This window comes from Streptomyces sp. NPDC002004, assembly GCF_053593975.1.
Map to the genome: position 1 here is coordinate 165,354 of NZ_JBSFDP010000005.1, position 21,418 is coordinate 186,771.

At 72.6% G+C, this 21,418-nt stretch carries 20 protein-coding genes and 7 tRNA genes; 11 read left to right on the forward strand and 16 right to left on the reverse strand.

Annotated features, from left to right (window positions below; translation table 11 throughout):
- The first annotated feature begins 64 nt into the window (after positions 1 to 64).
- Positions 65 to 1,732 (forward strand): hypothetical protein, encoded by a 1,668-nt coding sequence (locus ACWCP6_RS11045; RefSeq protein ID WP_450932086.1) that lies wholly within the window; start codon positions 65 to 67, stop codon positions 1,730 to 1,732.
- A 61-nt stretch (positions 1,733 to 1,793) separates the two neighbouring features.
- Here ACWCP6_RS11045 and ACWCP6_RS11050 read toward each other — a convergent pair whose 3' ends face one another.
- The 4 genes from ACWCP6_RS11050 to ACWCP6_RS11065 all read right to left on the reverse strand — a co-directional run bounded on the left by ACWCP6_RS11050 (position 1,794) and on the right by ACWCP6_RS11065 (position 6,447).
- A complete protein-coding gene (locus ACWCP6_RS11050) occupies positions 1,794 to 2,357 on the reverse strand; it encodes an HIT family protein (protein ID WP_450932087.1) in 564 nt (187 codons plus the stop codon).
- Between the two features lie 97 nt (positions 2,358 to 2,454).
- The gene (gene thrS, locus ACWCP6_RS11055) at positions 2,455 to 4,434 is read right to left on the reverse strand and encodes a threonine--tRNA ligase (RefSeq protein ID WP_450932088.1); all 1,980 of its coding nucleotides are present in this window, start codon (positions 4,432 to 4,434) and stop codon (positions 2,455 to 2,457) included.
- Positions 4,435 to 4,579: 145 nt separating this feature from the next.
- Positions 4,580 to 5,860 (reverse strand): hypothetical protein, encoded by a 1,281-nt coding sequence (locus tag ACWCP6_RS11060; RefSeq protein WP_450932089.1) that lies wholly within the window; start codon positions 5,858 to 5,860, stop codon positions 4,580 to 4,582.
- Positions 5,857 to 6,447 (reverse strand): DUF4365 domain-containing protein, encoded by a 591-nt coding sequence (locus ACWCP6_RS11065; protein ID WP_450932090.1) that lies wholly within the window; start codon positions 6,445 to 6,447, stop codon positions 5,857 to 5,859. The genes ACWCP6_RS11060 and ACWCP6_RS11065 overlap by 4 nt, the downstream gene beginning before the upstream one ends.
- Before the next feature lie 202 nt (positions 6,448 to 6,649).
- Between ACWCP6_RS11065 and ACWCP6_RS11070 the strand changes: the two genes are divergently transcribed.
- Positions 6,650 to 7,375 carry an exonuclease domain-containing protein gene (locus ACWCP6_RS11070; RefSeq protein WP_450932091.1) on the forward strand — a complete coding sequence of 242 codons (726 nt, stop codon included), beginning with the start codon at positions 6,650 to 6,652 and terminating at the stop codon, positions 7,373 to 7,375.
- 140 nt (positions 7,376 to 7,515) lie between these two features.
- Here the strand turns inward: ACWCP6_RS11070 and ACWCP6_RS11075 are convergent.
- Together ACWCP6_RS11075 and ACWCP6_RS11080 are read right to left on the reverse strand one after the other, a co-directional pair.
- Positions 7,516 to 7,587, reverse strand: a tRNA-Val gene (locus ACWCP6_RS11075).
- 84 nt (positions 7,588 to 7,671) lie between these two features.
- The gene (locus ACWCP6_RS11080) at positions 7,672 to 8,127 is read right to left on the reverse strand and encodes an SRPBCC family protein (RefSeq protein ID WP_450932092.1); all 456 of its coding nucleotides are present in this window, start codon (positions 8,125 to 8,127) and stop codon (positions 7,672 to 7,674) included.
- An 84-nt stretch (positions 8,128 to 8,211) separates the two neighbouring features.
- On the opposite strand from ACWCP6_RS11080, the gene ACWCP6_RS11085 reads away from it, so the two are divergent.
- Positions 8,212 to 10,770 (forward strand): SCO7613 C-terminal domain-containing membrane protein, encoded by a 2,559-nt coding sequence (locus ACWCP6_RS11085; RefSeq protein WP_450932093.1) that lies wholly within the window; start codon positions 8,212 to 8,214, stop codon positions 10,768 to 10,770.
- Between the two features lie 392 nt (positions 10,771 to 11,162).
- On the opposite strand, the gene ACWCP6_RS11090 is transcribed toward ACWCP6_RS11085, so the two are convergent.
- Both ACWCP6_RS11090 and ACWCP6_RS11095 read right to left on the reverse strand, forming a co-directional pair.
- Positions 11,163 to 11,234, reverse strand: a tRNA-Val gene (locus tag ACWCP6_RS11090).
- A 76-nt stretch (positions 11,235 to 11,310) separates the two neighbouring features.
- A complete protein-coding gene (locus ACWCP6_RS11095) occupies positions 11,311 to 11,742 on the reverse strand; it encodes a TIGR02611 family protein (RefSeq protein WP_450932094.1) in 432 nt (143 codons plus the stop codon).
- Positions 11,743 to 11,932: 190 nt separating this feature from the next.
- Between ACWCP6_RS11095 and ACWCP6_RS11100 the strand changes: the two genes are divergently transcribed.
- Both ACWCP6_RS11100 and ACWCP6_RS11105 read left to right on the forward strand, forming a co-directional pair.
- Positions 11,933 to 12,346 carry an SsgA family sporulation/cell division regulator gene (locus ACWCP6_RS11100; protein ID WP_003959770.1) on the forward strand — a complete coding sequence of 138 codons (414 nt, stop codon included), beginning with the start codon at positions 11,933 to 11,935 and terminating at the stop codon, positions 12,344 to 12,346.
- Between the two features lie 212 nt (positions 12,347 to 12,558).
- On the forward strand, positions 12,559 to 13,119 hold the full coding sequence (locus ACWCP6_RS11105; RefSeq protein WP_450932095.1) for a CGNR zinc finger domain-containing protein: 561 nt from the start codon (positions 12,559 to 12,561) through the stop codon (positions 13,117 to 13,119).
- Between the two features lie 392 nt (positions 13,120 to 13,511).
- On the opposite strand, the gene ACWCP6_RS11110 is transcribed toward ACWCP6_RS11105, so the two are convergent.
- On the reverse strand, positions 13,512 to 13,712 hold the full coding sequence (locus ACWCP6_RS11110) for a hypothetical protein (RefSeq protein WP_450932096.1): 201 nt from the start codon (positions 13,710 to 13,712) through the stop codon (positions 13,512 to 13,514).
- Positions 13,713 to 13,916: 204 nt separating this feature from the next.
- Complete coding sequence (locus ACWCP6_RS11115; RefSeq protein WP_450932287.1) at positions 13,917 to 14,378, reverse strand: hypothetical protein; 462 nt, start codon at positions 14,376 to 14,378, stop codon at positions 13,917 to 13,919.
- A gap of 253 nt (positions 14,379 to 14,631) precedes the next feature.
- Here ACWCP6_RS11115 and ACWCP6_RS11120 point away from each other — a divergent pair, with 253 nt between their 5' ends.
- Positions 14,632 to 15,159: a DsbA family protein gene (locus tag ACWCP6_RS11120; protein ID WP_450932097.1), complete on the forward strand. Its 528-nt coding sequence runs from the start codon at positions 14,632 to 14,634 to the stop codon at positions 15,157 to 15,159.
- Positions 15,160 to 15,211: 52 nt separating this feature from the next.
- On the opposite strand, the gene ACWCP6_RS11125 is transcribed toward ACWCP6_RS11120, so the two are convergent.
- The 3 genes from ACWCP6_RS11125 to ACWCP6_RS11135 form a co-directional block, all read right to left on the reverse strand.
- Complete coding sequence (locus ACWCP6_RS11125) at positions 15,212 to 16,036, reverse strand: GNAT family N-acetyltransferase (RefSeq protein WP_450932098.1); 825 nt, start codon at positions 16,034 to 16,036, stop codon at positions 15,212 to 15,214.
- Between the two features lie 176 nt (positions 16,037 to 16,212).
- Positions 16,213 to 17,034: an aminotransferase class IV gene (locus ACWCP6_RS11130; protein ID WP_450932099.1), complete on the reverse strand. Its 822-nt coding sequence runs from the start codon at positions 17,032 to 17,034 to the stop codon at positions 16,213 to 16,215.
- Positions 17,031 to 18,071: a chorismate-binding protein gene (locus ACWCP6_RS11135; protein ID WP_450932288.1), complete on the reverse strand. Its 1,041-nt coding sequence runs from the start codon at positions 18,069 to 18,071 to the stop codon at positions 17,031 to 17,033. Before ACWCP6_RS11135 ends, ACWCP6_RS11130 begins: the two co-directional genes overlap by 4 nt.
- Before the next feature lie 174 nt (positions 18,072 to 18,245).
- Here ACWCP6_RS11135 and ACWCP6_RS11140 point away from each other — a divergent pair.
- From ACWCP6_RS11140 to ACWCP6_RS11160, 5 genes are all read left to right on the forward strand, one after another.
- Positions 18,246 to 18,318, forward strand: a tRNA-Gly gene (locus ACWCP6_RS11140).
- A 38-nt stretch (positions 18,319 to 18,356) separates the two neighbouring features.
- Positions 18,357 to 18,430, forward strand: a tRNA-Cys gene (locus tag ACWCP6_RS11145).
- Between the two features lies 1 nt (position 18,431).
- Positions 18,432 to 18,503, forward strand: a tRNA-Val gene (locus tag ACWCP6_RS11150).
- A gap of 22 nt (positions 18,504 to 18,525) precedes the next feature.
- Positions 18,526 to 18,597: transfer RNA gene (locus ACWCP6_RS11155), tRNA-Val, on the forward strand.
- 43 nt (positions 18,598 to 18,640) lie between these two features.
- A tRNA-Val gene (locus ACWCP6_RS11160) sits at positions 18,641 to 18,712 on the forward strand.
- Positions 18,713 to 18,826: 114 nt separating this feature from the next.
- Here ACWCP6_RS11160 and ACWCP6_RS11165 read toward each other — a convergent pair.
- From ACWCP6_RS11165 to ACWCP6_RS11175, 3 genes are all read right to left on the reverse strand, one after another.
- Positions 18,827 to 19,117 (reverse strand): TFIIB-type zinc ribbon-containing protein, encoded by a 291-nt coding sequence (locus tag ACWCP6_RS11165; RefSeq protein ID WP_450932100.1) that lies wholly within the window; start codon positions 19,115 to 19,117, stop codon positions 18,827 to 18,829.
- 82 nt (positions 19,118 to 19,199) lie between these two features.
- A complete protein-coding gene (locus ACWCP6_RS11170) occupies positions 19,200 to 20,228 on the reverse strand; it encodes an aminoglycoside phosphotransferase family protein (RefSeq protein ID WP_450932101.1) in 1,029 nt (342 codons plus the stop codon).
- A 460-nt stretch (positions 20,229 to 20,688) separates the two neighbouring features.
- Positions 20,689 to 20,895: a hypothetical protein gene (locus ACWCP6_RS11175; RefSeq protein WP_450932102.1), complete on the reverse strand. Its 207-nt coding sequence runs from the start codon at positions 20,893 to 20,895 to the stop codon at positions 20,689 to 20,691.
- Positions 20,896 to 21,418: the final 523 nt, after the last annotated feature.

Genomic DNA, 21,418 nt, shown 5'->3' on the forward strand with positions numbered 1-21,418 from the left:
CTGATCAACAGGTGTGCGGGGCAGGGAAGTCGGGAATGCCGCAGCAGCGAGGAGCGCGGCGGCGATGGGGGCGGCAGTGGCGGACGACGCATTCGATTTCAGGCCCGGGGCGCAGGTGCCGCTCACGGGTTCCGCGGGTCAGACGGCGGCCACGAACGCGCTCGCTTCGGCGGCGTACCGGGACGGTGACGTCGAGGAGATACTCAAGACCAACAACGAATGGCACGAGTCGGTCGTCAAGCCGGGCAAGCTGTCGCTGTTCAAGCCCAATCTGGGCGAGGCCTTCGCGCGGGCGGTACAGCTGCGGATGCTCGGCGGCGCGCGCAAGCCGCTGATCCAGTCGTTCGGCACGGAGCCGCAGGTCGTCGTCGAGCACTGCCTCGCCGCGAACCGCATCCGCAAGGAGCGCGACAGCTGGCTCACCGCGGTGATGGTGCTGTGCGGCCTGATCTTCCTGCCGGGCCTGATCGGCTGGCTGCTCGTCTTCCAGATCCGGCGGATGATCGGCAAGACCGAGGACAAGCGCACATCGGCGCTGGCCACCGCCCTCCTGGTCGGCGTCGGCGTGCTGGCCGTGATCTTCCTGATCAGGATTCCGTTCTCAGGCTTCTGGGCCTGGTACACGCGCGGCGCGGTGGTCGCGCCCGTCATCGGCTGGGTGTGGGCCAAGCGGATCTGCGAGCGCACCGCCAAGGACCTGCGGGAGCGCTGGGACAGTCTGCTGGCCGGCGGCGGCCTCGGCGCGAAGGTCCCGGAGGCGGTGCCCACCCATCCGAACGAGACCGCGGCCGAGCGGCTGCGCCAGGGGCTCGCCCGGCTCAGCGCCGAGCAACGCTCCAACTCGGTCTTCTACGCAGGCCCCAAGGGCATTCTCGGCATGGGCACCCGCTGGGGCAGCTGGCAGCTCGCCGAGGACCTGGTGCCGCGCGAGCCGGGTTCCGAGATCCATCCGTTCCGCAGCTGGGACGTGATCCGTTCGGTCCACGACCAGCTGCGGATGCTGGAGCGCGGTCCACTGCACACCGGTGGCTTCCCGAAGTCCTCGATACAGCACTGGATCGTCACGCCGATCGGTGAGGGCGCCAAGGAGGTGGCCCGTCCGGAGGGCACGGACGTGGAGGCGTACCAGGTCAAGCAGCACGAGATACAGCGGATCTGCAACGAGCAGCAGTTCGGCAGCGGCGACCGTCACTACCTGGGCGTGCAGTTCACCCTCTGGGACGGTCAGCTGGTCATCACGATGCTGATCACCGTGACCGTGCTGCACGAGACGCTGCGCATCGAGGTGACCGGGCATGCCCTGGGCCCCGTGCACTCGCTGTTCACGACGAAGCCGGCGCCGAAGACCAGGGAGGTCGCCAAGACGGTCAGGTTCTGGGAGACGCGCGAGGTGACGCTGCCGCTCGTCGACACCGACGAGGTGGTCCGGCTCGCCGTGCGCGCCCCCTTCACCTGGTACCCGCCGCTCCTCGACTTCCTCGGCGGCAAGATCGCCCTGCCCGAGCCGTTCGGGCTGCGGCACGCCTGGGCGGACCAGCCGTGGCGGCACCGGTTCATGGCCGACGACGCGCTGCGCGCCGCCACGCCGGTACTGCGCGTGGTGCACGCGGCGGCGCTCAAGGTGCTGGAGGAGAACGGCGTCGACACGGAGAAGTTCGGCGCACGCTCGATGGTGCTCAGCGGTCTGGTGCAGGACCCGACGCCCAGGAAGGCCGACACCTACGACGCGTAGGGCTCCGGGGCCCGGCCGCACGCAGCCGGGGGGATGCCGGGGGCCGCGCCCCCGGCCCCTTTCACTGCACCGTCGGCCAGGCGTCGGCCAGCATCTTGCGGGTGTCGGCCAGCAGCTGCGGCAGCACCTTGGTGTGGCCGACGACCGGCATGAAGTTCGTGTCGCCGCCCCAGCGGGGCACGACGTGCTGGTGCAGATGCGCGGCGATGCCCGCGCCCGCGACACCGCCCTGGTTCATACCGATGTTGAAACCGTGGGCGCCCGAAGCGGTGCGCAGGGCCGCCATCGCCTGCTTGGTCAGCTCGGCCAGCTCCGCCGTCTCGGGCAGGGTCAGCTCGGTGTAGTCGGCGACATGGCGGTAGGGCACCACCATCAGATGGCCGCCGTTGTACGGGTACAGGTTGAGCACCGCGTACACCTGCTCGCCACGCTTGATGATCAGCCCGTCCTCGTCGGACTTGGCCGGGATCGAGCAGAAGGGACAGCCGTCGTCGGCCCCCGGGCCGGTCGGCTTGTTCTCACCCTGGATGTACGCCATCCGGTGGGGGGTCCACAGGCGCTGGAACGCGTCCTGCGTTCCCACTCCGATCTGCTGCTCCGGCTCAATCGTCATGTTGTGCAGCATATGGCTTCGCCCGTTCGGAGGGTGCCGCAGGGGCAATGCCGGAGAAGGCAGCGGCGGGGCCCCGGGGAAATCCCCGGGGCCCCGCCTGATGACCGGGTCAGACCTGCACGCGGTCCGCGACCACCTGCGCGATCTTCGCGATGGCCTCCTCGACCGGGATGCCGTTCTCCTGGGAGCCGTCGCGGTAGCGGAAGGAGACGGCGCCGTTGGCCATGTCCTCGTCGCCCGCGATGACCATGAAGGGCACCTTCTGCTTCTGCGCGTTGCGGATCTTCTTCTGCATACGGTCCGACGAGGCGTCGACCTCGATGCGCAGCCCCTGCTCCCGGGCCTGCCGGGCGAAGTCCTCCAGGTAGGGCACGTGGGCGTCGCCGATCGGGATGCAGACGGCCTGCACCGGCGCCAGCCACGCCGGGAAGGCACCCGCGTAGTGCTCCAGGAGCACCCCGAAGAACCGCTCGATGGAGCCGAAGAGGGCACGGTGGATCATGACCGGCTGCTGGCGCGAGCCGTCCGCCGCCGTGTACTCGAGGTTGAACCGCTTGGGCTGGTTGAAGTCGACCTGGATGGTCGACATCTGCCAGGACCGGCCGATGGCGTCCTTGGCCTGCACGGAGATCTTCGGACCGTAGTACGCCGCGCCGCCCGGGTCGGGTACCAGCGGAAGACCCTGCTTCTCGGCGGCCTGGCGCAGTGCCTCCGTGGCCTCCTGCCAGTCCTCGTCCGTGCCGATGAACTTGTCCGATTCGTCGCGCGTGGACAGCTCCAGCTCGAACTCGGTCAGACCGTAGTCGCGCAGCAGGTCGAGCACGAAGGTCAGGAGCGTGTCCAGCTCCTGCGGCATCTGCTCCTTGGTGCAGTAGATGTGCGAGTCGTCCTGGGTGAACCCGCGCGAGCGGGTCAGGCCGTGCACGACGCCCGACTTCTCGTACCGGTACACGGTCCCGAACTCGAAGAGGCGCAGCGGCAGTTCACGGTAGGAGCGGCCGCGCGACTTGAAGATCAGGTTGTGCATCGGGCAGTTCATCGCCTTGAGGCGGTAGTCCTGCTCGTCGAACTGGATGGGCGGGAACATGCCGTCGGCGTAGTGCGGCAGGTGCCCGGAGATCTCGAAGAGGCGCTCCTTCGAGATGTGCGGGGTGTTCACGAACTCGTAGCCGGAGACCTCGTGCCGCTTGCGCGAGTAGGTCTCCATCTCCTTGCGGATGACACCGCCCTTGGGGTGGAACACCGCGAGGCCGGGGCCGAGCTCCTCCGGGAAGGAGAACAGGTCCAGCTCGGCGCCGAGCTTGCGGTGATCGCGCTTCTCGGCCTCCACCAGGAAGTCCAGATACGCCTTGAGCTCGTCCTTGGACGGCCAGGCCGTGCCGTAGATGCGCTGGAGCTGCGGGTTCTTCTCGCTGCCCCGCCAGTACGCGGCGGCGGAGCGCATCAGCTTGAACGCCGGGATGTTCCGGGTGGTGGGCAGGTGGGGACCGCGGCAGAGGTCCTTCCAGCACAGCTCACCGGTCTTGGCGTCCAGGTTGTCGTAGATCGTCAGCTCGCCGCCGCCGACCTCGGCGTCGGCGCCCTCGGCGGCCTGCGCGGCATTGCCCTTCAGGCCGATGAGCTCCAGCTTGTACGGCTCGCTCGCGAGCTCCTCGCGGGCGTCCTCGTCGGTGGTGACGCGGCGCGCGAAGCGCTGCCCCCGCTTCTGGATCTCCTGCATCTTCTTCTCGATGCGCTTGAGGTCCTCGGGGGTGAACGGCTCGGCGACGTCGAAGTCGTAGTAGAAGCCGTCGCGGATCGGCGGGCCGATGCCGAGCTTGGCCTCCGGGAACAGCTCCTGCACGGCCTGCGCCATCACGTGCGCGGTGGAGTGCCGGAGGATGTTGAGACCGTCCTCGGAGGAGATCTCGACGCTCTCTACGGTCTCGCCGTCCTTCACCTCGTACGCGAGGTCCTTCAGCTCACCGCCCACCCGGGCCGCGACGATGGTGCGCTCACCGGCGAAGAGCTCGGCGGCCGTAGTGCCCGTCGTCACCACGCGCTCTTCCCGCTCGGAATCGCGTTGGATGATCACACGGACGTCTGACACCGGACTCTCCTGCCTGAAGGTGGATGCGGCGCATCACTCGTTACGCGCGCACTAGGGATCGTACCGAGCCGGAGGCCGCGGTCGCGAAACGGTTGTGCCCGGCTCGTCACCGGGCAGCTCCGCGATCCCCTTCAGGGGCTCGGCCTCAGTCGCCGCCGCAGGCCTCCTCGAAGAAGTCGAGGTTCTCCTGGAGGGACTTCATCAGCCGGTCCCGCTCCGCGTCGTCCACCTCGACCGGCACCACTCCGGAGGCGTCGCTGAGCCGGCGGAACCCGCCGCGGCTCTCCAGCCTGCCCTGCACCCGCACCGGGAGCCCCACGAGGTGGGCGTGGCCCGCGATGCGGTAGTCCTCCTCGTCGAGGATCAGCCGTACGTGCGGCACGTCGGCGCCCCCGATGACGTTCAGCCGGACCGAGCCCTCACCACGCGGACCCGACCTGCGCATACGGACGACCGTGCCGGTGATGCGGACCGGGACGGAGGGTTCCTTGCGCTGGTAGCGGGCGCTCGCCTCGCGCAGCACGGGCAGGTCGCCGGGTGAGAACTCGACGGCCTCGGCGCCGGAGGCGCAGCCTTCGGGCACTCCGGCGGCCGGGGCCCACTCGACGGCGATACGGGCTCCTTCGGTGCCCCGGACGAGGGCGATGACGGATTCGGTCAGCTCATGGCTGACGCCCGCCTCGACGGCGCCGTCGAACGCGTCCATGCCGCCGGTGGCGCGGCGGTAGTCGATGGCCTCACGGGCGGCGTACAGCGCCTGGTGCAGCCGGACGGCGAGGGCGCGCCCGGGGTCGACCGGCACGAACGCGGTGAGGGTGCGGCCGCCGGGAGCCGCCCCGACGAGGACGTTCTCCAGGGACGCCGCGGCGGTCCTGCGGTGGCGCGCTCCGTAATACCCGGCGCGGCCGCGGACGGCGAGCGCGGCGGCCAGCAGCATGCGGCGGGCGGCGGCACGGAGCTGCTCCTCGACGTGCCATGCCGCGGCGCCCGCGGGGCCGCTGGGTACGTCGCGCCACCAGCGGATCTCGTCGCTGGGCACCGTGAGCCCGACGAGGACCTCGCGCGCGGAGGGCGTGCCGCTGCGGGCCAGGGCGACGAGCGCCTCCCCCAACAGGTCCTCGCTGTCGGGGAAGGCGCGGCTCTCGGGCACCAGGAGGCTGGTACCGCCTCCGCCCGGGCCTGGTGGGGTCCAGCGTGCGTACCGGCCTGCGGCGCCGCCTCGCCTGCGCCAGCCGTGCCGGTCGAGGAGTGCGCCGAGCACGGCCGGGTCGACGCGCGCCACGTCCGGGGCCTGGGGAAGGTCGGCGTGCGCCGCGTGCTGCCGCAGCGCGGTGGCGTCGACGGGGTGGGGCCGCGGTGTGGCGGGGCCGGCCGAGCCGAAGGCGGGCCGGGGGCCCCTGGGCTCGTCGATGGGGCGGTGGGTCACGGTCTGCCTCCCGTCCCGACCCGCGTCATGATCTCGCAGAGGGCCCGGTCGTCGAAGATGCGCGAGGTGGGTATGCGCACGGTGGTCCTGCGCCGGCCGGTGATCGGGTGGCCCGCGAGGTTGATCCAGTAGCAGCAGTGCCGCAGGTCGAGCCGGTCGTGGCCGGCGCGCAGCCAGTCGTCCTGGGACCGCGGCACCAGCATCACGACCAGGATCTTGTGCACCGAGACGGGGGTGCGGGCCAGCTTCGCCAGGTGGTCGTTGTCGAGCGTGAAGGCGAAGGTGCGGCCCGGCGGGTCGGGCGGGATCTGGTACGTGCACTTCAGCTGCACCTTGATGGTGACTTCGTCGTCCACGGTGTGCCCGGGGGCGCTGTGGCTGATGTGCCAGTCGATGCCGTTGTCCGGGAAGGGCTGGGACAGCGAGCATCCCGCCGCAGCGGCGACGGCGTGCAGGTAGCCCACCTGGAGGGTCTCCATGCAGGCGGTGGTGGCGAGTGTGCCGCGCGGCGCCGCGATCCCTTCCGGCTGAGGGTACCGCTCGCCAGCGGGGGACAGCCCACCCTGTTCGGGCTGCGCGAGCGCCATGTCCAACTGGCCTTCCGAAACTGGTGATTCCCCGTGCCGGGCCCCGAATTCCCATGAATGGGTATGGCCCGTACCTGTGTTGTCTCCGCACTCCGTCTGCCGCAAACAAACGGCGGCGTATCCCCCAAACCGCCCGGGTATCACCAGCAGGGGCAGGGGACGCACGTCAACTGCCGAACGGTGAACGAGGAGTTGTGTCCACATGACGTGCTGGTACGAGGGTCCCCTGGCAGCGTTCGACACCGAGACGACGGGCGTGGACGTCGAGACCGACCGCATCGTCTCGGCCGCGATCGTGGTACAGGAGGCCCCGGGGGACCGTCCGCGTGTGATGCGCTGGCTGGTCAATCCGGGGGTTCCGGTGCCCGAGGCGGCGACGGCGGTGCACGGGCTGACGGACGAACAGGTGCAGCGCAACGGCCGCTGGCCGTCGCCCGTGATGGAGGAGATAGCGAGGGAGCTCGCCGTGCACGGCGCGGCGGGCCGCCCGCTGGTCGTGATGAACGCACCGTTCGACCTGACGCTGCTGGACCGCGAGTTGCGCCGCCACCGTGCGTCGTCGCTCGCGTCGTATGTCGGGAGCGCACCGCTGAACGTGCTGGATCCCCGGGTGCTGGACAAGCATCTGGACCGCTACCGCAAGGGCCGGCGCACCCTGACAGACCTGTGTGCGCACTACGACGTGACCTTGGAGGGCGCGCACGACGCGGCGGCGGACGCGCAGGCCGCGCTGGACGTCGTGCGGGCGCTGGGGCGCCGTTTCGCGTCGCGGCTGGAGCGGCTGTCCCCGGCCGAACTGCACACGCTCCAGGCGGTGTGGCACGCGGCGCAGGCACGGGGCCTCCAGGCGTGGTTCGCGCGCAGCGGTTCGCCGGAGGCGGTGGATCCGGCGTGGCCCCTGCGCCCGGAACTCCCGGCGGCGGCGTAGGCGTTGCGGCCGGACGGCTGCGGCCCGGGGCACCCGCCTCTCCCCGCAGCACGGCCCGTCCCGCCGGGTACGGCCTCGTACAACACGACGAGGGCGACATGATCCGCATCATCTGCGGACACATGTCGCCCTCGCACAAGTGGGCGATACTGGGATCGAACCAGTGACCTCTTCGGTGTGAACGAAGCGCTCTCCCGCTGAGCTAATCGCCCGGGAACGCACTGAACCATACAGGTCCCGACGGGCTGCGTTCAAACCGCTTGCCCGCCTGCCGGCCGTCCTCCGGCGGCGGCGGGCTACGCGTCGCCCCTCCGGGCCAGGAACGCGGCCAGCCCACGCCGCCCGGCGCGCATCATCAGGGCGTGGTTGAGCAGGAACAGGGGGCGTCCGGGCACGGCTAGGCGCCGCATCAGGGGTTTGCGGACGTCGACCTCCTGCTCGTAGCGGGCGCGGGTGCCGCCGGGGGCCGGCCGGACCGTCCAGCGGGCCCAGCCCTCCAGGTCCCCGGTCATCGCGATCTCCAGCACTCCCGCCCCGGCGTCGCGCTGTGTCTCGCGGACCGTGAGCACGAGGTCGTAGGGCAGGAACGACCGGAAGCGGGCGGTGCCGCTGTGGGCGTCGTGCGGGGTCACCTCACGGACCTGCGGCCACCAGCGCGGGTACTCCTCGGCGCACTCCAGCACGGCGTAGACGGCTGCCGGGGCGGCCGGGACGTCCCAGACGCTGCGGAAGCGGTAGTGGCTCCAGTCCATGGGGCGAGTGTGCCGCGTACTCACGGCCGGAGGTGAGTACGCGCACTCATGTCGGACGCTCCGGCCGCCGCCACACTCCTCGGCATGACGAACATCCCACCCCCGGCCGAGGAGTTGCGCCTCCTGGACCTGGAACTGCGGCAACTCGACGCGCGCAGAGCGCATTTGCTGGCCCGACGGGCCTGGCTGCTGGGCGTCCTCCAGGCGGCGGCCGGCGGCCCGGTGCACCCGGCCCCGGCCGCCCGTGTCCCCGAGACCAGCCGTCCCGGGGTGCAGAACACGCTGCTGCTGCTCGGTGGGGTGCTCCTCACGGTCGCCGCGATCGCCTTCACGCTGGTCAGCTGGGGCCGGATGGGGATCACGGGCCGGGCCCTGGTCCTCGGGGCGATCACCCTGGCCGCGGCGGCGCTCCCGCCGGTGCTGCTGCGCCGGGGCCTGCGCTCGACGGCCGAGACGGTCGCGGGCCTCGCGCTGACTCTGACGGTCCTCGACGCCTACGCGGTGCACCAGGCGGTCCTGCCGGGTGTGTCCGGCACCGGTTTCGCCGCGGTGGCGGCCGCGACGCTGGCGGCGCTGTGGGCCGCGTACGGCCTGGCGCTTGCGCTGCTGCGTCTGCCGCGCCCTGCCGCGCTGGCCGCGGCCCAGCTCCCGCTGCTCCTGGGGGCGCTCGCCGCCGACGCAGGGCCGCACACACTGACGGCGGCGCTCCTGCTGACGGCGGCCTTCGACACGGTGGTGGCCCTGCACACGCGCGGCGCGGCCGTCCGGGTCGTGGCGCTGACCGGTGCGTGCGGCTCGGGCAGCTGGGGTGCGCTGGCGGCGGGGTGGCTGTCGTGGTCGGCGACGGGGCCGGCCGGCGCGGCCCGCGCCGGGGCTCTGCTGCTGCTCGCGGCCGTCATCGCCGGGGCGACTGCGTGGCGCGCCCCGGGGCGTGCCGTCCCCTGGATCGCCGCGTTGTCGTCCGGGCTGCTCGCGGTGGCGGCGGCCGGGGGCGTGCTGCGTACGGTGCTTCCCGCGGGCTGGGCGGTGCTCGGCCATCTGGCGTGCGCGGTGGCGCTGTTGACCGTGGTGCGGGCTCCGCTGCCGTGGCCGTCACCGCAGGACGGGCCCTCCGGGGCGCCGGGGCGCGCTCCCGCGGCGGTCCCGGCGGGTGACGCCCGGCCGACGACCGCCGGCGGTCCGGCCTGTGCGCACGGGACTTCACCGGTGCGGCAGGGGCTGGTGGCCGCGTCAGCCACCGTGCAGGGGCTCTCGGTGCTGTGGACCCTGCCCGTGGTGATGGCGTGCCTGATCGGCCCGGCGGCCCGGGTTTCCTCGGTCTGGTCCGGCACGCCGGTGAGCGCCCGCGCGGCACTCGCGGCGTTCCCGTCCCTGGGGAGCCCGCTCGTCGCGCCCCTGGTGCTGGCGTCGTGCGCGGCGGTCCTGCTCGGGGCACGGCACCTGACCGGGCCGTCCGGCGGCACCGCGGCGGCACCGCGCGCCGCCGGGCCCGGCCCGCGACTCCTGTCGCGCCCCGTCGCCCGCACCCTCGCGCTCGTGGCGGCCTGGGCCGCCGTACTCGTGCTGCCTCCAGCGCTGCGCCTGCCCTACGGCGTCGGCGTGACGGCGGACCTGCTGGCGACGGCCCTTCTCCTCGTGTGTGCGGGACGTGCCGTCGCGGGGGGCGTGCGGCTCGCGGCGCTCGTGACGGCGCTGCTGACGGCAGTGAGTGTGTCGTTGCTTTCGCTGGCCGTCGAGGAGGCCACGCTCGGCACCTTCGCCGCCCTCATGGGCTGCTTCGCGGCTATCGCGGTACGGGCCCGTACCGCGGACACGGCAGGGCCTCGCGCCCTCACCGGGGCCGTGGGGGGCGCGGCGAGCCTGACGTACGCAATGGCGCTCGCGGTCGCGGGCGGGGGCTCGCTGGACCTGCGGACGGAACACACCGCGCTGCTCGTCGTGCTGGTCCCGGCCGCGGCCGCGCTGCTGGCGGGCCGGCTGGGCCGGCACCCGTTGACGGTCCCGGCCGAGACGGCCGGCGCGGTCGCCGGTGCGGTGGCCGTCGGGCTGGCCGCAGGTGACGCCCCGATGCTGGCGCTCGTCCTGGCCCTCTGCGGCGTGATCGCCGCGGGCACCGCCGTACGCCCCGACCGCCGCGGCGCCGGTTTCGTCGCCGCCGCCCTGTTCGTAGCGGCGGCCTGGGTGCGGCTGGCCGCCTGGGGGACGTACACCCCGGAGGCGTACGCGCTCCCCGTGACCGTGTGCGCGCTGGTCGTCGGCGGGCTGCGCCGACGGCGCGACCCGGGGGCGTCGTCCTGGACGGCGTACGCCGCCGGGCTGGGGACCGCGCTGCTGCCTAGCCTGGTGGCCGCCTGGGGCGATCCGCACTGGCTGCGCCCGCTCCTGCTCGGCACCGCCGCTCTGATGGTCACGCTCGTGGGTGCCCGGCGGCGCCTCCAGGCGCCGCTGGTCCTCGGCGGCACGGTCCTGGCCCTCGTCGCGCTCCACGAACTCGCCCCGTACATCGTGCAGGTGGTCGGGACACTCCCCCGGTGGCTGCCCCCGGCGCTGGCCGGCCTCCTTCTGCTGGGTGTCGGCGCGACGTACGAGCAGCGCATGCGGGACGCGCGGCGCATCCGGGAAGCGCTGCGGGGTATGCGTTAGGTCCCCGCCGCGCCTGATCGGACATCAGGTTCCGCACCGGTGGGCGGAGTTCTTCTCCTCGAAATTCCCTATTGCCGGGAAGAACCGCCGGAAGAACAAGATCCCGGATCGCAACAGCCCCAGATAACGCCGTATCCGCACAGAAAGCCGCGTCCGTTCTCGCGACACCGATCGGTAGAGATCCGGGATACCGATCGGTAGAGACTCGGGATACCGATCGGCAGAGAACGATGGGCTGCGACCGGAGGCCGGGACGGATCCGCGGAAACGGAACGACGGAGCGGTTCGAAGGCCGCGGGGCGGGCCGTAGTCCGTCCCGGGGAATTTCCGAATCCGCGTCAGAAAACACCTGCGGCCCGGAGGCTGGAAGCCTCCGGGCCGCAGGTCCGGGGTGGGCGATACTGGGTTCGAACCAGTGACCTCTTCGGTGTGAACGAAGCGCTCTCCCACTGAGCTAATCGCCCGGGCGCAGAGAGAACATTACCGCATGTCAGCGGGTGCCTCCGACCACCCGAGCGCAGGGGTCGCCCACCCCCGGACTCACTGGCTGATCTTCCAGGGCATCACCAGGCCGAACTTCCACACGTAGACGCCGAGCAGTACGGCGACGACGACCAGCCCCATCGACGTCAGGATGATGTTGCGGCGCCGGACCGTGGGGTCGAGTGCACGCTGTGCCGCCTCCGTGACCTTGCGTTTGGTCCAGCGGAGCACCAGCTGGGCCCAGACGAACTCGGTCGCCCAGATCGCCATGCCGGCGAAGATCACAAGCCATCCGGGTCCGGGCAGCGGCAGCATGATCACGCCCGCCACCACCACCGCGAGCCCCACGACGAAGACGCCCACCTGCCAGCTCAGGTGCAGCGCCCGTCGCGCCCTGATGAACGCCGGAGCGCGAGAGCCGAGCCCCGTCTCGCCCTTCGCCCCGTCCACCGCCGACGTCCCGCCCACTTCGTGACTCCCCGTATTCATGCCATCAAACCTACCGGAGGGAAACCTGTCACCGGATTGGCCCTATCCGACGAACAAACACTCGGCCGGACGAGCGACCTAAAGACACCCAAAACTCCCAGAGGGGTTTACAACGGCACCGTAGGTGGCATGTCGATTTCGCCGACGTGCGAATCCCCGAGCGCACACTGAGCGAAAGGCCCTGGCGCTTATGAACACCACGGTCAGCTGCGAGCTGCACCTGCGCCTCGTTGTGTCGAGCGAGTCCTCACTGCCTGTTCCCGCGGGACTGCGGTATGACACGGCCGATCCCTACGCCGTGCACGCCACCTTCCACACCGGAGCCGAGGAGACCGTCGAGTGGGTGTTCGCCCGCGACCTCCTCGCTGAGGGCCTGCACCGGCCCACCGGCACCGGCGACGTCCGTGTCTGGCCGTCGCGCAGCCATGGCCAGGGCGTCGTCTGCATCGCCCTGAGCTCTCCAGAAGGCGAGGCACTGCTCGAGGCCCCGGCGCGGGCCCTGGAGTCGTTCCTGAAGCGAACCGACGCCGCCGTGCCCCCCGGCACGGAGCATCGCCATTTCGATCTCGACACCGAGCTCTCGCACATCCTGGCCGAAAGCTAGGGCCGGGCACCGGAGAGCCGCTCGACGCCGTCCGACTCGGGGAGACGGCGCGGATCACGACAACCGCATACGGCACACACCGGCGCCGTCGCCGCGGATTCCGCGGTGGCGGCGCCGGTGCGGCGTTCGGCCGGGCACTCGGTGCCGGGGAGCCGCTAGCATCGGCCAGCATCGGCGGGCGCCCGCCCGTCCCCCAGTCCAGGGAGCGAATCGTGCTGATCACCCACGACACCCGGTGCGCCCTCGACGCCGTGGTCGATCTGGTGAACTCCGCACCGGAGTACGACGAGGCAGACGGGCTCGCGGATCTCCCCGCTCTGCAGAAGTTCGTAGAAACGCACGACATCAGCGATGTCGGGGACCTCGCGGAGCGTGATCTGGCAGCCGTGCGCCGGATCCGCGGCCGGTTCGCCGAGGTCTTCGCGGCCCCCGACGCGCATGCCGCCGCTCAGCTGATCAACGAGCTGGTCGCGGCCGCCGGGACCACCCCCCGGCTGACCGACCACGACGGCTACGACTGGCATGTTCACTACTTCGCGCCCGGCGCGTCCATCGCCGACCATCTCGCTGCGGACTGCGGAATGGCGCTCGCCTTCTTCGTCGTCGCCGGCGAGCAGGAGCGGCTGCGCCGGTGCGAGGCGCCGGACTGCCGGCGCGCCTTCGTCGACCTCTCCCGCAACCGCTCACGCCGCTACTGCGACAGCCGCACCTGCGGCAACCGTCTGCACGTGGCGGCGTACCGCGCACGACGCAAGGAGGCGGCGGCGAGCTGAGGCCCGCGGTGCGCCCCCGGCACGCCCGGCACGGAGGCTCCGCCCGTGGCACGGCGGCGGAGCCCCCGTGCCACGGAGTCGCGGCTGCGACGGGGTGCGCCGGCAGGACGGCGGGGGCAGCGCAGCCCCGGCCGTACGACGACAGGGGACGGCCCGGCCGGGCAGGATTCGGCGTCACGCTCCGGAGCGGCACGAGTGCGGTGTTGCGCTCCGCAACCTCGCGGCTCCGGCGCGGGCTCCGGCACACCGGTCCGGCGCGACACGACCCCGATGAGCGCTCCGGCACAGCAAGGCCCGGTGCGGCGCTCCGGCGGAACCCGGCCCCCTCCAGGGCCGAAGCCTGGCGGGCCCGGCAAGGGCCCGGCGGACGGACGCGGCCTCGGCGGGGCGGTTCACAGCAGATACAGGTCGTGCAGCGCCGCGAGGAGCAGCAGGCACCCGATCACCCCGAGGAAGATCATCAGCGGTGGCTGGGAGAGCGCGTAGAGACAGCCGCGCGCTTCGTCGTTCGGGCGGGCGGGCGCATGCCCGCCCGCGTCGGCGGGTGCTTCGTCGGCGCGGGGGGCGGCATCCCCCTGTGTCATGTCCAGCATCTCGCGGGGATCATGGCGCAGGGCCCGCCGCTTGGGGCGGTCAACACGCCCGGGCGCGGCGGGAGTTCATCGGATTCCGTGACCGGATCGCCGGGTCAGGGCCTCCCCGCGGGCGCGCGCGGCGCGCCGGATGCACTCAAGGGCGTACGCACACGGAGCCGGCCACGGCCCCCGGACGGCTGCGCGGGCCGGCGCTGCCTGCGGTCATATCCCGTGCTTCTTCAGGATCGCCTCGATGTCGCTGAAGTCCTCGCCGTCCGAGGCCGAGCCGGACTTCGCCGGCCTGGCCGCCGGGCTCGCGGCGGAGTCGGGCTTCGCGGGCACGGCCGCCGGGCCGACGGCGGGGCCCGGCGAGGGGGCGGAGGTCGCGGCGCCGGCTTCCGCCGCCCTGCGCTCCTTGCGGGTGCCGCCACGGCGCCGCTCCACGGCGCGCGTGGTCATGAAGAGCAGCCATGAGAGGCCGAGCACGACGAAGCCCGCCCAGGCGGTCGGGCTGAAGGCCGTGTCGACGAGCCACTGCACGGCACCGGTCATCACCAGGCCGAGCGGTATCAGGGCGTACGCGGCGATGCGCGTGGCCGCGAGGAAGCGCTTCCGGTAGGCCGTGATCGCGGCGATGCCCAGGCCTGCCGCGGCCACTGCGGAACACACGGTCTCGGCGATCATCCGGTCCTCCAGGCAGGGGCCGTCGAGTGGGTCATTGCTTTCCTTCCATCCTGCACCGGGGACGTGGCCACCGGCCATGCTCCGGGCGGACCTCAGGGAGATCTCCGGGTTGGAGATCATCCGCAGGTCCCGCTCGGTCCGGCACCGTCCGCGGCATCCCGGGGCGGCCACGCCCCCGGAGCCCGCCCGCAGCGGGGCCGCGCGCACCGGGTCCGGGTTGGGGCGGGGTCTGTGCGGCTGGGAGACTGGGCGCATGAGTGACTCCACGAGCGCAAGCCCCGCCGTCCGCCCCGTCCTGGACGTCTGGTGCGAGCTCCAGTGCCCCGACTGCCGCACCGCGCTCGACGACGTGCGCGCGCTGCGTGCCCGCTACGGCGACCGGCTTGAGCTGCGGCTGCGTCACTTCCCCCTCGAGAAGCACAAGCACGCGTTCGCCGCGGCCCAGGCCGCCGAGGAGGCCGCGGTGCAGGGACAGGGCTGGGCGTATGTGGAGGCGGTGCTCGGCCGGGTCGAGGAGCTCGACCGCAAGGGCGACGCCTTCCTCGTCGGGACGGCCCGTGAACTCGGGCTGGACGCGGAGGAATTCGACACCGCGCTGATCGACGGCCGGCACATCCTGACCGTGGACGCGGACCAGGCCGAGGGAAAGGCCATCGGCGTGACGGGCACGCCGACGTACGTCATCGGCGGGGAACGCCTCGACGGCGGCAGGAGCCAGGACGGGCTGCGCGTCCGCATCGAGGAGATCGCCGACCGTCTGCTGGCCGACCAGGACGCATGAGGTCCCCGGGGCGTGGCAGGCCCGGCGCGGACGAGTCGAGCCTGCCGGCCCCCTACAGCAGCCCCTTGAAGAAGTGGTGCTCCGTCGGCACGTACCCCAGTGAGTCGTACAGGCGCAGGGCCGGTGTGTTGCCCGCGAAGACGTGGAGCCCCACGGACGGCTTGCCCGCGGCCAGGGCCTGGGCCTCGGCGAGGAGCATCAGGGTGCGGCCGTGGCCCCGGCCGCGGTGGGACGGCTCGACCTGGACGTCGTACACGTAGGCCTCCGCGCCGCCGGTCGAGAGCCACAGGGTGCCGACCGGGACGCCCTCGTGTTCGAGGACGCTGACGAGCGTGTCGGGACCGGGCATGCCGCCCGGCAGGAGTGCGGCGTGGTCCGCGTCCGCCTTGGCGTGGGCCTGGGCCTCCGGTACGCCGCGCTCGACCAGGCCGGCGACGAAGAGCTCCTTGCTCCGCGCCTGCCACGGGCCGGTCTCGTCCTGTGTCAGGGGCCGCGCCAGGCTGCCCGCCGGCAGGGCGGGCGGACGGCCGGTGAGGTGCTTCTCCATGTTCCGGCTGCGCTCCGCGTAGCCCAGCGCCGCGACGAGCCGGAGCGCCGCTTCGGCGCCCGCGGGCACCGAAGCCTCCAGCCGCGTACAGCCCCAGCCGCGGGCCACTTCCTCGGCCGCGAGCGCGGCCACCGTGCCCCGGCCTCGCCTGCGGTCCCGCTCCTCGATGCGCAGATCGCCGAGGACTCCGGTGCCCGGGCCGTAGACGTGGTGGGTGCTGACGCGTATCTCGCCGACGGGACGGCTGTTCACGCACACGTGAAAGTGGCGCGAGCGCCGTCCGTCGGCGTCGGTCCGGATCGGCTCGGTCGGCCGCAGGGTCGTGGTCATCACGGGTGTTCTACCCGGCGGGCGGCCGGCCGTCATCAGGTTTTGCACCCGGCGGACGCCAGGTCCCACGGCCACCGTCCCGGGCCCCGGACCGCGCGGTGCGTGGGAAGACGGCCCCACGGCACGGGCCCCGGCCGGTGGGCCTTCGGGGAATCGGCCCTGGACTGGGCCGCCCCTTACGGGTCGAGGTCGTCCGCCGACCGCTCGTCGAAGATCCTCATCGCCTTCGCGGTGACGGAACCGGGCGCCCCCGGGAGCTCGCGCCCGTCGATCCGGTGCACCGCCTGGACGTCGCGCAGCGTGGACGTGAGGAAGACCTCGTCGGCGTGGTCGAGCACGTCCGCGGGCAGGTCGGTCTCGTGCGCGCCGGTCCACTCGACGACGAGTCGGCGGGTGATGCCGGCGAGACAGCCCGAGGCCACCGGGGGCGTGTGGATCTCCCCGTCGAGGACGACGAACACGTTGGATCCGGTGCCCTCGCAGAGCCGTCCGACGGTGTTGGCGAACAGTGCCTCGGACGCACCCCGTTCGTGGGCGCGGGCGAGGGCGACGACGTTCTCGGCGTACGAGGTGGTCTTGAGGCCGGTGAGCGCGCCGCGTTCGTTGCGGGTCCACGGGACCGTGATCACCGCGGTGGAGTCGGCACGCCGGGAGACCTCCCCGAGCGCCACGACGAGCGTGGGGCCGTGCGCTCCGCGGTCGGAGCCGAGCGGCGAGACGCCGCCGGTGTAGGTGATCCGCAGCCGGCCGAGCGGCATCGGGTTGGCGTCGAGGACGGCGGCGCAGGCGCGGCGCACCTCGTCGAGGTCCGGGTCGGGCAGGCCGAGGCCGCGGGCCGAGCGCGTCATCCGGTCGAGGTGGCGGGTCAGCGCGAACGGCTTCCCGTCGACCGCCTTCACGGTCTCGAAAATGCCGTCGCCCACCGTCAGCCCATGGTCGAACACGGACACCTGGGCGGTGGCGCTGTCCCGCAGCCCGCCGTCGAGCCAGATCTTCAAGGGGTTCCTCCACACTCGTCGTACATCCCCGATGTCGCGTATGTCCCCGACGCTACCGCGAGCAGCCGGGACGCCTTGAGCTCCGTCTCGCGCCATTCGCCCTCGGGGTCGGAGCCCCAGGTGATGCCCGCTCCCGAGCCGAAGCGGAGCATTCCCCCGACGCGGTCGATCCAGAAGGTGCGGATGCCGACGGCGAGCTCTCCGGTCCCGCGGTCGGCGTCGACCCACCCGATGCCTCCGCAGTACGGACCGCGGGGCGCCGTCTCCAGGGCGTCGATGATCCGCAGCGCACTGGACTTGGGGGCGCCGCTGACGGAGCCGGGCGGGAACGCGGCGGCGAACAGTTCCGGCCAGCCGGCGTCCGTACGCAGCTCTCCGCGTACCGAGGAGACCAGGTGGACCAGGCCGGGGTGCTTCTCCACGGTGCACAGGTCCGGGACGGTCACCGAGCCGGTGGCGCACACGCGCCCGAGATCGTTGCGGACGAGGTCCACGATCATCACGTTCTCGGCGTAGTCCTTGTCCAGGAGGTCCGCCTCGGTGCGTCCGGTGCCCTTGATCGGCCCCGACTCGACGGTACGGCCGGAGCGGCGCAGGAAGAGCTCGGGCGAGGCCGTGGCTATCTCCACGCCGTGCGAGGGGAGCCGGATCGTTCCTGCATAGGGGGCGGGGTTGCCGCGCGCCAGGAGGGACGTCAGGGCGTCCACGTCCGCCTCGGGGGCCACCGGCGCGGAGAGCACCCGGCAGAGGTTGACCTGGTAGACCTCGCCGCGCGCGATGTGCTCGCGGATCCGCCGGACGCCGGCCGTGTACGCAGCGTGGTCGAGCGACGACGTCCAGGCCTCGGGCGCCGGGCCGCGCCAGGCTCCGGGCACGGGAGCGGGCACCGGTTCCTTGCGGACGTCTCCGAAACGGGCACACACCAGGCCGCCCTCGAAGTCGGCGGAGACGGCCCAGAAGCCGGTGGAGTCCAGGGCCGCGGGGTCCGTCGTGACGTCGAGGAGATCACGGGCGACGAGGCCGCCGAAGCGCGCCATCGGGAGGGACGTCTGAAGGGGGTTGTGCACGGCTGTGAGTCTATGGCGGGTGACCTGTCGGTGCCCCGGGGCGGTCGCACCGCAGCACGCTGCGTAAACGCGTTTTTGTGCTGGCCCAGGAATCCGCTAGAGTTCAACACGTCGCCGGGACGCGGAAGCGGACCGAAACGACAGGCGGACGTAGCTCAGTTGGTAGAGCGCAACCTTGCCAAGGTTGAGGTCGCGAGTTCGAGCCTCGTCGTCCGCTCGAAGGAAGAGGGGATCATCCCGACCCCCTACACTCCTGGTGGAGTGGCCGAGAGGCGAGGCAACGGCCTGCAAAGCCGTCTACACGGGTTCAAATCCCGTCTCCACCTCCAAGGACGATTAGCTCAGCGGGAGAGCGCTTCCCTGACACGGAAGAGGTCACTGGTTCAATCCCAGTATCGTCCACTGGACCTGCTACGGGTCCCCCGCGCGATTAGCTCAGCGGGAGAGCGCTTCCCTGACACGGAAGAGGTCACTGGTTCAATCCCAGTATCGCGCACGCACCACCCATGACCGTCTCCTCGGAGCGGTCGTGGCCCCGAGGACGATTAGCTCAGCGGGAGAGCGCTTCCCTGACACGGAAGAGGTCACTGGTTCAATCCCAGTATCGTCCACCGAAGGAAGCCCCCGGCCCACGGCCGGGGGCTTCGTCGTGCGCACCGGTCCCGTCACGTGACCGAGCCCACATGCCCGGCCGGGCCCTTCCGCGGGGCCCGGCCGGTGTGCGCTCAGCTGGAGAACAGCATGTGCGCGAAGCCCTTGTGACCGTGGTGGCCGTGGTGCCCGTAGTGGCCGCCGTGCCCTCCGTGACCGCCGTGCTGGGCGCCCCACGCGGGCGCGGGCGGAGCCGGGTAGGCCTGCGGGGGCGGGGCCGGCTTCGACCACTGGGACTCCAGCTGGGTCAGCGCCTCCAGCTCGCCGAAGTCGAGGAATATCCCGCGACAGCTGCTGCACTGTTCGATCTGAACGCCACTGCGGTTGTACGTGTGCATGGGTGCACCGCACTTGGGACACTGCATGATCGGCTCAACTCCTCGCCGGTCGGGACGGCTGTGGTCGATACGGCTGCCGGAACTCTGCCCCGGCTTCGGTGGATGCACCCTACTTCGTGATGCCCGGAGCCAACTCCGTGGGGACGGCAGCCATTCGACGGCAGGCGTCGACGAGCGCGCACTCGACGTCGTCCAGGTCCCGGCGCGCGATGACGGACTTGGTGATGGCCCGGGCGGCGGTCTGCACGGTGAGGGCGCGCGCCGGGACCTCCAGGGCCGACCAGGGGTCTCCCTCGGCGGGGACTGCGGGGCCGCCGGCCCGCTGGTAGGCGGCCAGGAACCGGGCCCACTCCTCGGGCCCGAGCAGCCCGCACGCGTACCAGGCCGCGGGGCGGGCCAGATCCCACGCCGGGTCGCCGAGGCCCAGGTCGTCGACGTCGATCAGCAGCCAGGGGCCGGTGCCCGCGGGGTGCCGTACGAGCTGTCCGAGATGCAGATCCCCGTGGCACAACGCCGTCGGTGCCGGCAGCGGGGCTGCCGCACGCGCCCATGCGGGCAGCCCGGACCAGGCCCGCAGGACGGGCGCGGCCGCCGGATGCGGCCCGGTCCTGCGGAGCCTGGCGACGGCATGGGCGGCCTTGGCCGGGCCGCGCATCTCGGGCAGGCGAGCCGGGAGTTGGTCCGGGCGGACGCGGTGCAGCCGGGCGAGGAGCGTCGCGGCCTCCTCCCAGGGTGCGGACTCCGGGGAGCGGGGGTCGACGGGGCTGCCGTGCGGCCACAGGGTCACCGGCCGGTCGTCGAGACGGGTCGGGTGGGGGCTCACCGGCGGCAGCAGGATGCCCCTCAGCGCCGGGTGGGCGGCGACGGCGGTGCGCGCGGTCAGCTCGGCCGCGTCGGTGCCCGGGGCATGGGCCTTCGCGACGACGTCCCCGTGCCGGACCACCGTGGCGTCGTCTCGGTCGGCCAGCACATGGCCGGGCGCCTCGCAGCCGCAGCCGTCACCGCGCCCGGGAGCGACGCCCGCAGGAGACGAGGAGGAGGCCGGGGCCGCGCCGACGGCGGCGGCTGCACCGCCGTGGATGCCATGGGCCGCGCGGCACGCCCGCGCCCGCAGAGCGTCCAGGATGTCTGCGGCCACGGCGGATCCCCTACCAGTCGTACGTGTGCGTCGGCTTGCGCGGCGAGCCTACGCGGCGCAGCCCCCACCCCTCACCCACACAACGGCGACGCGCCCCCGCGGTGCCCGAAGGCACGCCGCGCGCCACCGGACAGCACCGCACACAACCGCCGGGAACAGCGCCGGCGGCGTCCACCCGGTGCGTATCTCGCCGCCCGTGCCCCGGGTGCCGCGCGGATCGTTCCGGCCTGCCCCGGTCGCCACCGTCCTGCCCCCGGTCCGGACCACGGGTCGCTGCCGGCAGGGTCCACGATTCGCTGCCGGCCGGGACCACGGGGCTGCGCCGGTCCGGGGGCCAAAAAAAGCAGCCCGCGCAGCTCCCCAGCTGCGCGGGCCCTGCCGTCCGCCGCACCCCCGTCCCCACGGGGTCTACAGGCCGGATGTCCCCGCCCGGGCCGCTCTCCCGGGCCTGGGGCGCCGCTCAGCGCCCCAGCATCACGCCCACGGACGACGCTTGTGTGACCACTGCGTCCCAGCCGCCGAAGGCGACTACGAGCAGGGCCGCCAGGGGGAGGACCATCACCGTGGCCACCAGGGGGTGGCGGGTGCCGGACCGGCGGGCACCGAACGAGGCGTACGCCCTGCGCCCGTGCGTGCGGATCACCGTCCGCGGTGCCGTGTCCGCCATGGTCCCTCTCCTGACCGAAATCTCGGTGGAACGTCGTGTTCCGAACAGCGGCGGGTGTCGGACCTCGGGGGACGAGTGCTGCACCCGCCGCTTGACCTCGAATCTAGGCCTGGGCGGCGCACCGGTCGTCATGCCCTCGTACCGCTTGCCGGGCCTCCCGGAGGATGAGCGGAGCACGTCGGCCTACTCCCCTGGGTGGAGACGACGGCCCACGCATCGGGGTCCTCCCGGAGGGGTCGACTCGTGCCGCCGCATCCTCGGCGTCACCACCCACGAGGCAGGGAGCCGCCCCACGCGCGGTGCCCGGTACTCCGTTCGCGTTAACCCGGCCCTACACCCCGCGCGCCTTCTCTCCGCCCGGGGAGGGTGCGGACGCCGCCCACGCAACGTGACTTCGATCACTTCCGCCTGTCCCCCGCGTACCGCCGTCCGCGTCCGGCCGCGCGCACGACGGGCCACCACCCGGTGCGTCCGAGCCGCCCGCCCGCGGGGCACGGCCGTCCGGAGGCGGTCATCCGGCATC

Bases quoted from the DNA above. Each gene is read 5' to 3' on its own strand.
- ACWCP6_RS11045 (WP_450932086.1), top strand. From the start codon at position 65: ATGGGGGCGGCAGTGGCGGACGACGCATTCGATTTCAGGCCCGGGGCG.
- ACWCP6_RS11050 (WP_450932087.1), bottom strand. From the start codon at position 2,357: ATGCTGCACAACATGACGATTGAGCCGGAGCAGCAGATCGGAGTGGGA.
- ACWCP6_RS11065 (WP_450932090.1), bottom strand. From the start codon at position 6,447: ATGGCGCTCGCGCAGCCCGAACAGGGTGGGCTGTCCCCCGCTGGCGAG.
- ACWCP6_RS11070 (WP_450932091.1), top strand. From the start codon at position 6,650: ATGACGTGCTGGTACGAGGGTCCCCTGGCAGCGTTCGACACCGAGACG.
- ACWCP6_RS11080 (WP_450932092.1), bottom strand. From the start codon at position 8,127: ATGGACTGGAGCCACTACCGCTTCCGCAGCGTCTGGGACGTCCCGGCC.
- ACWCP6_RS11085 (WP_450932093.1), top strand. From the start codon at position 8,212: ATGACGAACATCCCACCCCCGGCCGAGGAGTTGCGCCTCCTGGACCTG.
- ACWCP6_RS11095 (WP_450932094.1), bottom strand. From the start codon at position 11,742: ATGAATACGGGGAGTCACGAAGTGGGCGGGACGTCGGCGGTGGACGGG.
- ACWCP6_RS11100 (WP_003959770.1), top strand. From the start codon at position 11,933: ATGAACACCACGGTCAGCTGCGAGCTGCACCTGCGCCTCGTTGTGTCG.
- ACWCP6_RS11110 (WP_450932096.1), bottom strand. From the start codon at position 13,712: ATGCTGGACATGACACAGGGGGATGCCGCCCCCCGCGCCGACGAAGCA.
- ACWCP6_RS11115 (WP_450932287.1), bottom strand. From the start codon at position 14,378: ATGATCGCCGAGACCGTGTGTTCCGCAGTGGCCGCGGCAGGCCTGGGC.
- ACWCP6_RS11120 (WP_450932097.1), top strand. From the start codon at position 14,632: ATGAGTGACTCCACGAGCGCAAGCCCCGCCGTCCGCCCCGTCCTGGAC.
- ACWCP6_RS11125 (WP_450932098.1), bottom strand. From the start codon at position 16,036: ATGACCACGACCCTGCGGCCGACCGAGCCGATCCGGACCGACGCCGAC.
- ACWCP6_RS11135 (WP_450932288.1), bottom strand. From the start codon at position 18,071: ATGGCGCGCTTCGGCGGCCTCGTCGCCCGTGATCTCCTCGACGTCACG.
- ACWCP6_RS11165 (WP_450932100.1), bottom strand. From the start codon at position 19,117: ATGCAGTGTCCCAAGTGCGGTGCACCCATGCACACGTACAACCGCAGT.
- ACWCP6_RS11175 (WP_450932102.1), bottom strand. From the start codon at position 20,895: ATGGCGGACACGGCACCGCGGACGGTGATCCGCACGCACGGGCGCAGG.